This window comes from Flavobacterium franklandianum (assembly GCF_007097365.1).
Lineage (GTDB): Bacteria > Bacteroidota > Bacteroidia > Flavobacteriales > Flavobacteriaceae > Flavobacterium > Flavobacterium franklandianum.
Map to the genome: position 1 here is coordinate 131,775 of NZ_VJZR01000009.1, position 17,039 is coordinate 148,813.

The 17,039-nt window shown below is 34.9% G+C and carries 10 protein-coding genes and 1 rRNA gene; 7 read left to right on the plus strand and 4 right to left on the minus strand.

Annotated features, from left to right (window positions below; all coding sequences use genetic code 11):
* Positions 1-16 precede the first annotated feature (16 nt).
* From porU to FNW17_RS11265, 6 genes are all read left to right on the plus strand, one after another.
* Entirely contained in the window at positions 17-3,847 is a 3,831-nt protein-coding gene (porU, locus tag FNW17_RS11240; protein ID WP_144071674.1) for a type IX secretion system sortase PorU, read from the plus strand.
* Positions 3,848-3,884: 37 nt separating this feature from the next.
* Positions 3,885-5,048 carry a type IX secretion system outer membrane channel protein PorV gene (porV, locus tag FNW17_RS11245; RefSeq protein ID WP_143389504.1) on the plus strand — a complete coding sequence of 388 codons (1,164 nt, stop codon included), beginning with the start codon at positions 3,885-3,887 and terminating at the stop codon, positions 5,046-5,048.
* Between the two features lie 66 nt (positions 5,049-5,114).
* Complete coding sequence (gene cdd, locus FNW17_RS11250) at positions 5,115-5,597, plus strand: cytidine deaminase (protein ID WP_143389503.1); 483 nt, start codon at positions 5,115-5,117, stop codon at positions 5,595-5,597.
* A 144-nt stretch (positions 5,598-5,741) separates the two neighbouring features.
* Entirely contained in the window at positions 5,742-6,740 is a 999-nt protein-coding gene (gene pdhA / locus FNW17_RS11255) for a pyruvate dehydrogenase (acetyl-transferring) E1 component subunit alpha (protein WP_143389502.1), read from the plus strand.
* Between the two features lie 7 nt (positions 6,741-6,747).
* Positions 6,748-8,379, plus strand: coding sequence for a pyruvate dehydrogenase complex dihydrolipoamide acetyltransferase (locus FNW17_RS11260; RefSeq protein ID WP_143389501.1), 1,632 nt, complete (start codon positions 6,748-6,750; stop codon positions 8,377-8,379).
* Positions 8,380-8,628: 249 nt separating this feature from the next.
* Positions 8,629-9,879, plus strand: a complete 1,251-nt coding sequence (locus FNW17_RS11265; protein WP_143389500.1) for an NAD(P)/FAD-dependent oxidoreductase — start codon at positions 8,629-8,631, stop codon at positions 9,877-9,879.
* 55 nt (positions 9,880-9,934) lie between these two features.
* On the opposite strand, the gene FNW17_RS11270 is transcribed toward FNW17_RS11265, so the two are convergent.
* Together FNW17_RS11270 and FNW17_RS11275 are read right to left on the minus strand one after the other, a co-directional pair.
* Entirely contained in the window at positions 9,935-10,129 is a 195-nt protein-coding gene (locus FNW17_RS11270) for a hypothetical protein (protein WP_144071675.1), read from the minus strand.
* Between the two features lie 12 nt (positions 10,130-10,141).
* Positions 10,142-11,389, minus strand: a complete 1,248-nt coding sequence (locus FNW17_RS11275) for a glycosyltransferase (RefSeq protein WP_144071676.1) — start codon at positions 11,387-11,389, stop codon at positions 10,142-10,144.
* Between the two features lie 306 nt (positions 11,390-11,695).
* Here FNW17_RS11275 and miaE point away from each other — a divergent pair, with 306 nt between their 5' ends.
* Entirely contained in the window at positions 11,696-12,277 is a 582-nt protein-coding gene (gene miaE / locus FNW17_RS11280; RefSeq protein WP_143389497.1) for a tRNA-(ms[2]io[6]A)-hydroxylase, read from the plus strand.
* Between the two features lie 32 nt (positions 12,278-12,309).
* On the opposite strand, the gene FNW17_RS11285 is transcribed toward miaE, so the two are convergent.
* Positions 12,310-16,569, minus strand: coding sequence for a CheR family methyltransferase (locus FNW17_RS11285; RefSeq protein WP_144071677.1), 4,260 nt, complete (start codon positions 16,567-16,569; stop codon positions 12,310-12,312).
* 257 nt (positions 16,570-16,826) lie between these two features.
* Positions 16,827-16,936: ribosomal RNA gene (gene rrf, locus FNW17_RS11290) — 5S ribosomal RNA — on the minus strand.
* Positions 16,937-17,039: the final 103 nt, after the last annotated feature.

Sequence of the window (17,039 nt, forward strand, 5' to 3'; positions counted from 1 at the left end):
TGCGTTTTACAAAACTATGAAAAAGACACTTTTGGTCTATTTAATCCTATTTCCTTTCGTTTCTTTTGCGCAAATAAAAGGAGAGGCTACTATTGAATGGCTAGAAAAGAATGAAATGTTTTTTGGTGAAAACAAAATTAATATCCCTCAATTCGTTGGTACTAGTTTTAATTATGACTCATCAAGGAAGGCTATTTATTTAACACTGAATATTTCAGAACCAAGCTCTTCTTTCGGAAATACACTTCAAATCTCAAATCTTAATTATGAGTCAATAAATGAATCTCAACTTGGAGACCTAGACATAGCAAATATCCCAAAAACTATAGAGGCCTCTTTGAAAATAAATGAATCTAGAGATTTAAAACAGGCTTTTATTGTACTATCTCCGATTGTCAAAGATGACTTTGGATACAAACGAATAAAATCATTTTCGTATACTATTAGTGGCAATAATTCTTCAAGAATTTCACAAACAAATAAAATTAATGCTGTAACCAATTCTGTTTTAGCCGCTGGAGATTGGTATCAATTTTATATAGAAAAATCAGGTGTTTATAAAATTTCGAGAAGTTTTTTACAGCAATTAGGCCTTAACTTAAGTGGAATCGATCCAAAAAAATTAAAACTTTATGGAAATGGTGGCCGAATGTTGCCTTTATCTAATGCGACTTATTATCCAACCGATTTAACTGAAAATGCTATTCAAATCATTGGCGAATCCGATGGTGTTTTTAATAATGAAGACTACATATTGTTTTTTGCAGAAGGTGTTGATACTTGGAATCAAGAAAGTCAAACCAACAATAATTTATACGACACAAAGTCCTATTATTACATTACAGTTCAAGGAAATGACGGGAAAAGAATCTCTAATATGACTCAACCCACCGGAAGCAGTACTTTGAGTTTAAATACTTTTGACGACCGTCAATTTTATGAATTAGATTTAGTCAATATTGGACGTCTTGGTCGAAAATGGTTTGGAGAAGTATTTGATATAAATCAAGACCAAGAGTTTTTGTTTAATTTTCCAAATGTTGATACAACAACACCTATAAAACTGAGTATAAATACTGCTTCGGCAGCATATACAGCCACTAGTTTTAAGGTTTTGGCAAATGGACAAGATGCAGGAACTATGTCATTTCCTGCACTTGTTCAATATTCAGGTATTCAATTTTATGAAAGCTCTTTGCCAAGCAATACTACATTTCCAAGTTCGGAAAATGTAAAGATTAAATTATCATATAACAATAATGGTGTGCCGGGTTCTAAAGGATATCTTGATAAAATTATACTTACTGCTAAAAGAAACCTTCAAGGTTATGGTAAACAATTTCCTTTTCAATATGATTTGTCTGGTTCTAGTGTAGGAATTGTAAATTATACTATTAACAATGCTAATGGAATTTCACAAATTTGGGATGTAACAGATATATATAATGTAACCAAAGTAGAAAACGCAAATCAAGCCTCATTTTCGTTTAAAGCAAATCTAGGCGAAGTCCGAAAATATCTTGCCATCGATGCTTTGGATTATTATACCCCTTTAAAAAAGAGTAAAACAAAAATTGCCAATCAAAACTTGAAGGGAACCCTTTTCAAAAACACTCAAGGTCAGTTTCAAGATATAGATTATGTGATTATTACGCCATCATTCTTAGTAAATCAGGCCGAAAAATTAGCGAATTTTCACCGTTCTTATTCTAATCTCAACGTCAAAGTAATTCAATTGGAAAATATTTATCAAGAGTTTTCGGCAGGCAAACAAGACATTGCGGCCATTAGGAATTGTATCAAATATATTTATGATAACGCTTCAACATCAGAAAAAAGAATTAAATATATAAACCTTTTTGGCGATGCTTCTTACGATTATAAAAATAGAATTCCGAACAACACTAATATTGTACCTATATATCACGCATTAAACAGCAATACCACAGGCGAATCCGCTTTCGCATCGGATGATTTCTTTGGACTTATGGACACGAGTGAAGGAAATATTACTAATTTTTTTGGAGGAATAGACATTGCTGTTGGTAGAATGATAAATGATAATGTTTCCCAAGCAGATGAGATGGTAAACAAAGTCATCGAATACCACGATGTAAAATCATACGGTAGTTGGAGAAACAATTATGTAATGGTTAGTGATGATTCTGACAAGGCTTCGGATGCAAGTTTGCAAAGTCGACAAAACATTTTGGCTGATAAAATCACTTTTGAAAAACCTTTTTTGAATGTTAATAAAATATTTTTAGATTCCTATGTACAAGACGCATCGGCTGGAGGTGCGCGGTATCCTAAAGGAAGAATTGATTTATTCAGCACTTTCGAAAAAGGATCTTTAGTAGTAAATTATTTAGGTCACGGCGGCGAAGATGGGCTAGCAAGCGAGCGGCTTTGGGAAAAATCGGACGGTCAAAATTTAAGCAATCAATATAAATATCCTTTATTTATAACCATAACTTGTGATTTTTCGCGATTTGACAATCCTTCAAGACCAACTGCTGGCGAATTTACGTATTGGAATCCAAAAGGGGGGGCGATTTCTATGCTTACAACTATTCGTGAAATAGGTCAATTTAGTGCCGAAAATTTCAATGATGTTTTGGCTAAAAATTTATTTTCTTATGGCTCGAACCAATACACATCTATCGCCGAATCTTTAAGAATTTCGAAAAACAGCAATCCAAATTCTTCAACAAATGTGGTGTTTTACATTGGCGACCCAGCCTTAATGCTTGCTATTCCAAAACCTAAAATACGACTTACAAAAGTGAATGACATTCCAGTTTCGCAGCCTATCGATGATTTTAAATCATTGGCAAAGATGAAAATATCAGGCGAAATCACAGATGAAAACAACATTCCACTGACTAATTATACCGGCGAATTATCTACAGCTATATTCGATAAATTTATTTCAAGATCCACGCTAAACAACGATGGAAACAGCCCTGCAATGTCTTTTAATGAGTTGGGCGAAACCATTTTTAGAGGTAACGCATCCGTAACCAACGGGCAATTTGAATTTAGTTTTATTGTTCCAAGAGATATTCGAGTCCCAGTTGCCAGTGGAAAAATTAGTTTCTATGCCAAAAAGAATCAGTTTTTCGAAAATCAATCTGGTTATGATACTACTATAAAAGTGGGAGGAATAAATGAAAATGCAGTTGCAGACAATATTAGTCCCAGAGTGAAGTTATATATGAACGATGAAACTTTTGTTTCTGGTGGAACAACAAATGAATCTCCATTCTTAGTAGCAAACCTCGAAGACGAGAGCGGTATCAATACAGCTAGCGGTATAGGGCATGATATAATTGCAATTTTAGATGGAGATATTGATAATCCTTTTATTTTGAACGATTATTACCAAACAAATTTAGACGATTTCACAAAAGGAACATTAAGGTATCCATTGCGAAATTTGGCAGTTGGCTTGCACACTATAACTTTCAAGGCTTGGGATGTTTATAACAATCCAATTACTACGGAAATTCAGTTTATAGTGGTTGGAAATGATTCGATAGCATTGACACGTGTGTTAAATTATCCAAATCCTTTTGTTAATTATACTGAGTTTTGGTTTTCGCACAACAGACCTTACGAACCTTTAGAAGTTCAAGTTCAGGTGATAACCATTACCGGAAAAGTCGTTTGGACGCGCAACCAAATCGTTACTACCGAGGGATTTTTGTCCAAAGAAATCACTTGGGACGGCAAAGATGACTTTGGAAATAGAATAGGAAAAGGCGTTTATATATATAAACTTACTGTTAAATCGAACCTAACCAATTCGAAAACTGAAAAATTTGAAAAACTTGTAATACTTTAATTAAATACTATATTTGTCCAATTATTATTCAATACCAATGAGAAAAATATCTTTACTTTTTGCCTGTTTATTTGTAATCTCTTTTGCAAAAGCTCAGGAAAATGTTATTACCACAGCAGTTCCATTTTTATTAGTTAGTGCCGATGCCAGATCTGCAGGTATGGCCGATAATGGAGTTGCCTCTTCTGCGGATGCTTTTTCGCAACAATGGAATCCAGCAAAATATGCATTTGCAATAGACAAAACAGGCTTTTCGATAAGTTACACTCCATATCTTACCGACTTGGTAAATGATATTTCTTTAGGACAACTCAACTATTATAACAGACTCAACGAAAGAAGTGCTTTTGCAGGTAGTTTTCGATTTTTTGGATTAGGAGAAATTGAACTACGAGAAAATGCCGAAGACATTCCTAGAACGGTTTCCCCTAGCGAATTTGCATTTGATGGATCCTATTCTTTGAAACTAAGTGAGAAATTCTCGATGGCGGTTGGCGCTAGATTCATCAATTCTAATTTAAAAGTAGCTTCGGATGTAGGTGATGCATCTTCAGCTAGTTCATTTGCAATTGATGTTGCTGGTTTTTTTCAAACAGAAGAATTATCATTCAACAATTTCAACGGAAGATGGAGAGCTGGTTTTAACCTTCAAAACTTAGGTCCTAAAATGAGTTACGACAATACACAATCTAGCACTAACTTTTTGCCTGCCAATATGAAATTAGGAGGTGGTTTTGACTTTATTCTGGATGATTATAACAAAGTAGCCGTTAATTTAGAAATTAGTAAACTATTAGTGCCTACACCTCAAGATCCAGATTTAAATGGTGATGGCACAATAACCCCTGCCGAAAGATCTCAAAACAATCAAGATTATCAAAGTATTGGATGGTTTCAAGGAGTAACTCAATCATTTTCAGATGCACCGGGTGGTTTTAGCGAAGAACTAAAAGAGGTTACCTATTCAGTTGGTGCTGAATATTTATATCAAGACTCTTTTGCATTACGAATGGGTTATTTTAACGAAAATCAAAACAAAGGCGCCAGACAATTCTTCTCTCTTGGAGCAGGCTTTAAATATACTGCTATAAAAGTTGATGTTTCTTATTTATTTTCAACATCGAGAATTAAAAATCCTTTAGAAAACACCTTACGATTCTCACTTACCTTTAATTTCGGTGACCAATATGACGAATATTAGTCAACATAAAAATAACCTCAAATCCAAATTTCTAAGAAGTTTGGATTTTTTTTCCAAAAAACACTAATGAAAGATATCATTATTTCAACCCGCTTTTCGGCTTTTGAATCCGTTACACAATTACCAAGTGATATTCAAAATCTAATGGCACAGGCTGTTGCAGTTAGAAAAAATGCGTATGCCCCTTATTCAAAATTTAGAGTTGGTGCTGCACTTTTATTGGATAATGGAAAAATAGTTTTAGGTTCAAATCAAGAAAATGCAGCATATCCTTCGGGACTTTGTGCGGAACGTGTTGCTGTTTTTCAGGCAGGAGCGATTTATCCTGATGCAAAAATATTAAAAATGGCAATAACTGCTGCTTCTGATTCCAATCAAACAACTGCCCCAATTCCTCCTTGTGGTTCTTGCAGGCAATCTATAGCCGAATATGAAATCAAACAAGATTTTCCAATTGAAATTTATTTTATGGGAGAAATTGGTGCGATCTACAAATCGGATTCGCTTAAAAACCTGTTGCCGTTTATGTTTGATAAAAATTTCTTATAAAAAAACCAAAAAGTAGCTTTTTAATTTTACTTCTTCCTTAGAATGTCCTATTTTTGCAGCTTGCAATTTTGGGGAAACATTCCTTATATTTTTTGCTTACATCTTATAAACACAACAAATTAATTAGCAAATTAAACAATTCAGATGAAAGAAGTTACAAAAGAAGTTTATTTAAAGTGGTACGAAGACATGCTACTTTGGAGAAAGTTTGAAGACAAACTTGCAGCATTGTACATTCAACAAAAAGTTAGAGGATTTCTACACTTATATAATGGTCAAGAAGCCGTTTTAGCGGGTGCTTTACACGCTATGGACTTGACAAAAGACAAAATGATTACCGCTTACAGAAACCACGTTCAACCAATCGGAATGGGTGTTGATCCTAGAAGAGTAATGGCTGAACTTATGGGGAAAGTTACAGGAACATCAAAAGGAATGGGTGGTTCTATGCACATTTTCTCAAAAGAACACGGTTTTTATGGTGGACATGGAATCGTTGGTGGACAAATTCCATTAGGAGCTGGTTTAGCATTTGGAGACAAATACAACAATACGGGAGGCGTTACCATGACCTATTTTGGTGATGGTGCTTCTAGACAAGGATCATTACACGAAACTTTTAACATGGCGATGTTGTGGAATTTACCTGTTGTTTTTATTGTTGAAAACAATGGTTACGCCATGGGAACTTCTGTTGAAAGAACTGCAAATCATTCTGATATTTGGAAACTTGGTTTGGGGTACGAAATGCCTTGTGGACCTGTTGATGGAATGAATCCAGTAAAAGTTGCCGAAGCCATGAGCGAAGCAATAGAAAGAGCAAGAAGTGGCGGCGGACCAACTTTCCTAGAAATGAAAACCTATCGTTACAGAGGACACTCAATGTCTGATGCGCAATTATACCGTTCGAAAGAAGAAGTGGAAGAGTATAAAAAAATTGACCCAATTACTCAAGTTTTGGATGTAATTAAAGATCAAAAATATGCTACAGATGAAGAAATTCAAGCCATTGACCAGAAAATAAAAGATTTGATTGAAGAGTGCGTGAAATTTGCCGAAGATTCTCCTTATCCAGAAATACAACAATTATATGATGTAGTTTACGAACAAGAAAACTACCCATTTATTCCTCATAAACTATAAATTCATTATGGCAACAATAATTACAATGCCCCGTTTGAGCGATACAATGACAGAGGGAACGGTAGCAACTTGGTTAAAAAAAGTAGGGGATAAAATCAGCGAAGGCGATATGCTTGCTGAAATAGAAACCGACAAAGCAACAATGGAATTTGAGTCTTTCAATGAAGGAACTCTTTTGTACATTGGAATTCAAGCAGGTGAATCGGCTCCAATTGACTCTTTATTAGCCATTATTGGAAACGAAGGTGAAGACATTACGGCTTTAATCGCTGGAGGCGCTGTAGCTGTCCCAACAACAGAAACAGCTCCAGTAGCAACAGAACTTAAAACAGAAACTATAGCAGCTCCTGTACTATCCGCCGCTTTACCAGCAGGAGTTATCGTAGTAACAATGCCTCGTTTGAGCGACACAATGGCCGAAGGAACTGTAGCGACTTGGTTGAAAAAAGTAGGAGACAAAGTTGCCGAAGGTGATATGCTTGCCGAAATCGAAACCGACAAAGCAACTATGGAATTCGAATCTTTCAACGAAGGAACTTTATTATACATCGGAATTCAAGAAGGAGAATCGGCTCCAATTGATAGTTTATTAGCTATTATTGGGCCAGCAGGAACAGATGTTAGTGGAATTGTTGCTAGTGGAGGAATTGCTCCTGTAACCGCTCCAGCTGAAGAAGCGAAAGCCGCTCCAGCTACACAAACCGCTGCTCCAGTTGTTCAAGAATCACTAGCTGATGGACAAAGAGTTTTAGCTTCGCCATTGGCAAAGAAAATTGCCAGCGATAAAGGAATTCAATTGACACAGGTAAAAGGTTCTGGAGAAAATGGACGCATCACAAAAAGTGATGTCGAAAACTTTACTCCACAAGCTGCCACTGCACCAGCTGCAAGCTCTACCGCTCCAGCTAAATCAGAAGTTGCTGCACCAGCAGCAAAACCTTATGTTCCTGCAGGACAAATTGCCACCGAAGAGATTAAAAACTCCACAATGCGTAAAATCATTGCCAAACGTTTGGCAGAATCTTTATTCACTGCACCACATTACAACTTGGTAATTGAAGTGACAATGGACGAAGCAATGAAATCAAGAGCAATTATCAACAGCGTTCCTGATACCAAAGTATCTTTTAACGACTTGGTGATTAAAGCATCTGCATTGGCTTTAAAAAAACATCCAAAAATCAATTCACAATGGACTGCGGATAATATTATCATCAACTATCACGTGAATATTGGTGTTGCTGTTGCTGTTGAAGATGGATTGGTTGTACCTGTATTGCCATTTACTGATGGTATGAGTTTATCTCAAATTGGAACAAGCGTAAGAGACCTTGCAGGAAGAGCCAAAAACAAAAAACTATTGCCTACCGAAATGGAAGGAAGTACTTTCACTATTTCCAACCTTGGAATGTTTGGTATTACTGAATTCAATTCTATCATTAACCAACCGAATTCTGCCATCCTTTCAGTTGGAGCGATTGTAGAAAAACCAGTGGTGAAAAATGGACAAATTGTAGTAGGAAACACAATGATGTTATCTTTGGCTTGCGATCACAGAACTATCGACGGTGCAACCGGAGCACAGTTCTTGCAAACTTTGAAACAATATATTGAAAACCCAGTGACGATGCTGGCTTAATAGCTCGTTAGTTTATATATGAAATCCCGTTTTGAGAAATCAGAACGGGATTTTTGATTTTCGAACGTTTAATTTATTATTTTTAAAATCTTAAAAAACTACCTCGGAGCAGAGATCCAGTGGCATTAACTAAATAATAGCCACAGATTCACAGATTTTAAAAAATCTTTTTTTAATATGTGAATCTGTGGCAGAAAAATCGAAGCGGAGCTTCGAGGAATTAAACCTATAGCGATTAAAATACAGAAAATGAAACCAACCATCACAATTATTGGCGCAGGAATTTCAGGTTTAAGTGCCGCTGTTAATTTACATCAAAAAGGGTATAAAATTCAAATTTTGGAAGCAACTGATCGTGCAGGCGGACGAATCAAAACCGATATCATTGATGGCTTTCGACTCGATAGGGGTTTTCAGGTTATATTGACTGAATATCCCGAAACAAAATCGTTGTTAGATTACAAAAAATTAAATCTGAAACGATTTCTACCAGGCGCAACAGTACTTTATGACAAAGGACAATTCGAAATTGCCGATCCATTTAGGCGACCAACGGCAACATTTTCCACATTATTTGCGCCAGTTGGTTCCCTGAAAGACAAAATAAACACCTTATTTCTGAAAAACAAATTAGTTAAAATTACTTTTCCTGAGCTTTTCAAACAACCTGAAATCGAAACTATTGCGCAACTCGAAAAGTATGGTTTCAGTCCAAAAATGATCGATCGTTTTTACAAACCTTTCTTTTCGGGCATTTTTCTGGAAAATGATTTAAAAACATCAAGCAATATGTTCGATTTTGTAATGAAAATGTTTTCCAAAGGCGATGCTGCTATTCCAGAATTGGGTATGGAAGAAATCCCAAAACAATTGGTGGCAATGCTCCCTGCAAATTCGATTCAATACAACCTGAAAGTTAGCGCAATAGAAAACAACAAAGTAATTTGCGAAGACGGAACAACTATAGACGCGGATAAAATCATTATTGCTACCGAAGCTATCGGTCTTGCGAGTAATTACATTTCGAAAACTAAACAAAAGTTCCATCAAGTAACGAATGTTTATTTTGAAGCCAAAATTGCTCCCACTAAAAAAGCGGTTGTGGTTTTAAATGCTTCAACCGATAAAAAATGGGTCAACAATTTGACAGTGATGTCCAATGTTTCGAATAAATATGCACCAGCAGGAAAGGTTTTGATTTCCATTTCATACAACGGAATTCCAGCAATTGACGACGCCACTTTAGCCGAAAATATGAAAACCGAATTGAAGAAATGGTATGGAAACCATGTAGAAGATTGGAAACTACTGAAAACCTATCGCATCAAATATGCGTTGCCCAATCAAGAAAAAGTCGCCAATGAAGTGCCTGATTCAGAAATTAAAATCAATGATAATTTATTTATTTGTGGTGATCATTTATTGAACGGTTCGATAAACGCCGCAATGAAATCGGGACGAGTTGTGGCGGAATTGATTGATGATAGTTTTGGGGTTTAAAAGGGAGATTGGGATAGGGTTTATGATTTTACAACAAATAATTTTTTATTTTAATTTAGTAAATTACTAGAAAATAAACAATTAGACTTACAGAAATTAATGTTATAAAAAATCCAGTCCAAACATTTCTGCTTTCATATTCCTTTTCAAATTGCTCAATTAATTTTCCTCTAAATCCTTTTATAATCCAGAAGAAAAAGCCTCCAATCCAAAGTGAAGTAAGCTTTGCAGCGAAAGGTTCTTTAGACATAATTTTATTTTATTAAACTTTTTTATTCTTCTCCTCAATCCATCGTGACATATATTTCGTACTCGTCAAAGTATGATGTTGCAATAGTGTTCCCATAAAATTATCTAATCGATGTTGTTTTAAATGGGTTTGAAATTTTAAAACATGCTTGACAAAATCACCTTCAAATAAAGATTTCAAATAGCGTTTTTCTATAATTTCAAAACCATTTTCTTGTGCTTTTAGCCAAAGGTTTTTGTCTTGATACAATTCTACCGATTTATCTGCAAAAACTTGGGCATCATCAATAATAAAACCATTCCAAGGTAAATCGCCACACATTGATTCGGCTCCGATAATTGTTGTTACGCTTGGTGTTCCACATTGCATTGCTTCTAGCAATTTTCCTTTTATTCCTGCTCCAAAACGTAACGGTGCCAAAACTAATCTAGCATTTTTTACAATTTCTTGGGCAATATTGGCTCGACCCATAATATGAAAACCTTCAGCTGGCTTGTGTAATTGCAATACTTTTTGACTTGGATACGCTCCGTAAATTTGCAAAATTGCTTCTGGAATTTGCTTTAGGATAAGTGGCCAAATCGTTACTTTCAGATATTGAACGGCATTCCAATTGGGTTCGTGAAGGAAGTTTCCAATGAAAACAAAGTTCTTTCGCTCTTCGAATGCTGGCAGATTTTGAATCGTTGAATCCTCAATTGGCTCCAATAACAGAGGCAAATAATACAATAAATTAGCATCGATTTTGAAAACGGATTGCAGCAAATCGATTTCAAATTCGGAAATCATCAAGGAAATATCACAACGCAAAATACTGGCAATTTCTCTTTTGGCAACATCCTCAATTAATAAATCGTCAGTTGAAAATAGTCGCTTTTCCTTGAATGCTTTTTGGCGTGCCAAACGTAAGCAATGCAAATCTTCGGTATCTAATAATCTTAAAGCATCAGGACAATTTTCGAAGACACGCCAACCAAACTGTTCTTCCATCATAAAACGATCGAATAATACAATTGTGGGATTCAATTCCTTTACAAAAACATCAAAACTGGAACAATTTAAAACAATAGATTTCTTGGCAACACCCAAAGATTCCAAGTCAATCATAAAATCGCTATCCATTGCAGGACTGGCAAAAGTTACTTTGAAACCTTGCTTTTTAAAAATAGAAATCAATTGCATCATCCTTCCTCCTGCTGCGGAAGAATGGGGTTCTGGAAAGACAAAACCAATAATTAAAACGCGCTGATTTGCATTCATAAAACTACTATAAACCCCTTGGTTGAATTATTAAAAAACATAAAATGAAACACATAGATTCATAGAAAAAAGAATGAGATAGACCAATTCTTGGTTGCACAGAGCTATGTATTACTATAAAAAATAAAACGCCTTGATGTCGTCAATAAAATCTATGAATCTATGTGTTTAACAAAGAATATAAATTGAATTACCCCAAAAAGGTTGACTATTAACAATACAAAATAAGGAAAATAAAACTGTAAATCAATCTATTTCACAACAAATAAAATATGTATTTTTGTGATTCATTTACACAAGAAAAAAATGTTAGGATTAAAATTGGCCACCGACCCAAGATGGGTAACCATCGTAGAATCGAATATCGAAGAAATCTTGACCGATCACGCTTGGTGCGAGCAAAAAGCAGCAACAAACATCATCACTATAATCACCTATAATTCAGAACACGAGGAATTGGTTACTGATTTGTTGGAAATTGCCAAAGAAGAATTGGAGCATTTTCAAATGGTTCACAACATCATTAAAGCACGTGGATTAAAATTAGGCAGAGAACGAAAAGACCATTACGTCAACGAACTTTTCAAGTTTTTGAAAAAAGACGGAAGCAGAAACGATGCTTTTGTGGATAGATTACTTTTCTCGGCAATGATTGAAGCCAGAAGTTGCGAGCGATTCAAAGTGTTGTCCCAAAATATTGAAGACCAAGAATTGGCAGCATTTTATAAAGAATTGATGATAAGCGAGGCGGGACATTACACTACATTTCTTCGTTTTGCCAGAAAATATTCGGAGAAAGTGAATGTGGACAAACGCTGGCAAGAATGGATTGATTTTGAAGGCGAATTAATAACAAACTACGGAAAAAGCGAAACTGTTCACGGGTAAGTCATTCTTTTTTATTTACTTGCGCCATTATTTTACGGTAAAAAAAGTTCTTCATCTATCGGTTTTGAAATATAATCGTTCATACCCGCTTTTTTGGATTTATCAATATCTATTGAAGTTACATCAGCGGTAAGAGCAATAATTGGAATTTGAAGATTCAGGGTATATCGGATATAATCCGTTGCTTCAAAACCATTCATTTCGGGCATTTGTAAATCCATTAAAATAATGTCATATTCTGATTCTTTTAATTTTTCTAAGACTATTTTTCCGTTATCTGCAATTTCGCACTCAAACCCAAAATCGTTCAAAATTAACTTTATTAGAATTTGATTTAAAGGAATGTCTTCTGCCACAAGCACTTTTATTTTTTGCGGTTCATTTTCTGTCTTGAAAATCAAAACAGGTTGTTCGGGTACTATTTCTGCTGTTTTAGAGAAATTCATTAAGAAACCAAAGGTTGATCCCTCACCCAATTTACTTTTTACAAAAAGTGACCCTCCTTGAAGTTCTACTAACTGTTTTACAATGGAAAGTCCAAGACCTGTCCCGCCGTATTCCTTAGAAATTTCATCGGAAGCTTGCTCAAAATTATTAAAAATATGTGTCAATCTGTTTTTAGGAATACCAGTATCACTAACAAAAAATTCTACTGTTATTTTTTCTGCATCGTCATGTGTAACACGAATACTAATATTGACTTTGCCTTGAGGGGTAAATTTTATAGCGTTACTGATTAAATTTAGCATTATTTGTCGCAAACGAATAGCGTCTCCTAGCACTATTTTAGGAATTGAAGAGTCGTATTCTTTGGTGAATTCAATGTTTTTTTCTTGACATTTTGGACTTAACAAACTAAATATATCCAAAATAGATTCTTCTAAATTAAATGGATTCTTGCTAAATGTCATTTTTCCTGAATCTACTTTGGCAAGATCTAGAATGTCATTTATTAAAATAATTAAGGATTCACCAGATTTTTTTATGGCATTAACATATTCATTTTGCTTAACGCTTAATTCCGTTTTTAATATAACATTGGTAAATCCAACAATAGAATTCATAGGTGTCCGAATCTCGTGACTCATATTCGATAAAAATTGTTGCTTAAATTTTAAGGCTTCTTCTGCCATAAGTGTTTTATGCTCGGCAACACTTTTAGAAGCAATCAATTCTTCTTTTACATTATGATGATCGGTAACTTCGTAAGCAATAATGGTAATTCCCGAAATAGATTCGTCAGCCTCGAGATAAGGTTGGTACACAAAATTAAAATAGACATCCTCTAATTTGCCTTTGCGCAATAGTGGAATAAGAAGTTCATAGCCTTCATACGGAATTCCTGTTGTGTAAACTTCATCGAGTATTTCTGGTATAATTCCTCCTTGTAATTCCGGCAAAATTTCCAGTAGTGGCTTTCCTTCGACGGCATTTCCTTTTCCCCAAACTTCTTTGATACTATCATTGGCGAGTTCAACAATCATGCCTTTTCCTTTCATAATAGCGAAAGCAAAAGGAGATTGCATAAGCATCATATTGTATCGTTTGTTGCTATCTTCGATGCGTTTAATGGCTGCCTTCTCTATTTCTAATTGTTTTTCAAGTGCCTTTTTTTCTCGTAATTGCAGCTCTATAGACAATCGTCGGACGTCGGTAATATCAACAATAGTAAGTACAATCAACTCTTCATCGATACTTTGCTGAACTATTGTATGGGCGTTCAGCACCATGATTTTAGCACCTATTTCAGGAAATGTATGTTCTACTTCAAAATCATAAAAACTATTCTTTTTTGGAACAATTTCTTCTAATAATTCACGTAGTCTTGGAATATTCCACTGATTATTTCCTAATTTGTATAAAGATTTTCCAATGCTTTCGTCTTCGGTAACTTTAAATGTATTGTAAAAGGATTTATTGGCCGATTTAATTTTAATGTCTTTGTCCAAAATCAAAACCGGTTCGTGTACGGTTGAAAGCAGGGCTTCATTAAAATTATTTAATTCTTCTACTTGTTGAAAACGGTTGTGCAATTCTTGATTACTCGTGATGAGTTCCTCATTTGTAGATTCTATTTCTTCTTTTGAGGTTTCTAGCTCTTCATTTAGACTCTGCAGCTCTTCATTACTGGAAACAATTTCTTCATTGGCACTCTGTAACTCCTCATTAGCTGCTTCTTGATCCTGAGTGATTGAACCCATATCGGCACGGGCAGAAGCTAATTCTTCTTCCAGTTTTTTGATGCGCCGATCTTTGGCTACCGAGTTTTTTTGTTTTGCTTTATTGGGATCTTCATCGGATTCTATTTCTTGTTGACCCGTAAAAACAACGATTAACATAGGTTCTTCGTCTTCTAATTTGAGTGGAATGACTTCAATATTAACGATTTGAATTGTATGACTATTCAAGTCTCGATTCATTTCTATTCCCATTTTCCGAATGGATTGTTTTGTTTTAATTGCGTGATGAATGGCATTGCGTAACTCAAAAGTAATTTCAATAGGTGCCATTTTTAAAATATTGAAACTGGCTTTTCCAGGTAAATTTTGCAAATACAATGCAGTAGCACCTCTAAATTGAAGAATGTCTAAATCATAATTAATGATAACGCTTGCTGGAACATGGTGTTCTAATAAAACCGCATCAAAGGCATTTCCAAGATTTCCACCAGTAGAAATGGTTGTTTTTTTGAAGGGTAAGTTAACACTACTATTTTTATCAGGCATAGTTGTATAGGGATTACGTGAACTCAAATTTAGAAAAGATCGGAGATTTGTACTTTTTTTTCGGGAATAAAACTTATATTTTTTGTCAATTGTTGTAAAAAACTGAGCTGATGTTCCAATGGTTTCCGATTTACCAAGCATTAAACAACCACCATCATTTAGGGCATAATGAAAAGTAGCCATTGCTTTTTTCTGTGCCGTTATGTCCAAATAAATGAGCATATTTCTACAACTAATCAAATCCATTCTGGAAAAAGGAGGGTCGTTTAAAATATTATGATGTGCAAAAACGCATACATCTCGCAGCAATTTTACAACGCGATATTTATGTTTTGATTTTGTAAAAAACTTTTCCAACCTTTCAGGGCTGACTCTTGAAACTTGGGCGGTCGAATATTCTCCAATTCGGGCATTGTTTATAGCTACTGTACTTAAGTCCGAAGCAAAAATCTGAAAGGGAATGTCAAGTTTATTTTCTTCTTTAATTTCAAATAAAAGCATGGCAATGGAATATACTTCTTCGCCTGTCGCGCAAGCCGCTACCCAAATCCTGAGGGTTTCATCTGCCTCTTTAGCTTTTAATAATTTAGGCAAAATAGCATCTTTCAAAAGTAAAAAAGCATCAGTATCTCTAAAAAAAGAAGTGACATTAATAAGTAAATCTTGGTAAAGTAAATCCAATTCACTAGCATCTGACATCAGCAATTCGCTGTATTGTTTTAATGTTTTAGATTTATTAATGAGCATTCTTCGTTGTATTCGCCTATTGATAGTATTCATTTTGTAATGACTAAAATCAACATTTTTGTTATGATGTAAATGCTGTACAATGTTTTTAAAATCTGAATTATTAGTGTCAAAATCTATAGTGGAGGCTTTTTTAGTAGTTTCTATACCTATCATAGGATGTTGACTCATTCTTGTTAATTCAATACCTATTTCTGCAGGCGACATAATATAATCTACCACACCATCAGCGATTGCAGAATTTGGCATACTACCAAATCTTGCCGAATCATCTTGTGCAAAAGTCACTCCACCAGCCATTTTTATATCCCGTAAACCAATAGTTCCATCATGAGCACTACCTGATAAAACCACTCCAATTACGTCTTTCTTGTGAGTTTTGGCCAATGAAGAAAAGAGTATGTCAATAGAAATAGCGGGACCGCCACTCGAACGGGGAATTAATTTAATGTGTCCATCATTAACTTCAATTCCTTTATTGTACGGAATAATATAGACATTATTGGGAATCATTTTTGCCATATCATCAATATCCTGAACTTGCATTTGGGTTGTTTTTGACAAAATGGAAGTTAGCATACTTTTATGATCGGGGCTTAAATGCTGAACATAAATAAATGACATGCCCGTTGTAGGAGATAGATTTTGAAGCAGTTGTGTTATAGCTTCAAGTCCTCCAGCCGAAGCTCCAATGGCAACAACAGTAAACGGATTACTTTTTTCAACAGATTTTTTTTTTGATGACAACGTAGTATCTATCTCGTCATTGGAAAGCTTATTTATAGGAAGTGTATTTTTTAAAGAAGAATTTGATTTCATTTTACCAGTTATTTTAGATTAAGTATAAGTAGTCCTTTATCAACCACTCCTTTTAACAGGTGCTTTTCAATACAAATATACACAAACTTATGTAGTAACTTAAAAATGCTACCTCTTTCTAGGAAGACATAGTGAGGAAATAATCTCAAGTATTTCCAAAAAAATAAATTTTAAAAAAAGGGAATAACCGAGCTCAAGAACCCGGCGTACCTATAAAACAAAAAACCCCATTCCGATAGGAATAGGGTTTTTCAAAAGAAAGGCGACGACATACTCTCCCACATAACTGCAGTACCATCTGCGCAGGCGGGCTTAACTACTCTGTTCGGGATGGGAAGAGGTGAGCCCCGCCGCAATAACCACCTTAAGAGGTTACAATTGCTTTGGGCAATTATTTTGCAACTAGTGATTCATTTGGAATCAAAAATTACAATAATATCTTGACATACTGAGATAAAGAAATTTTAATA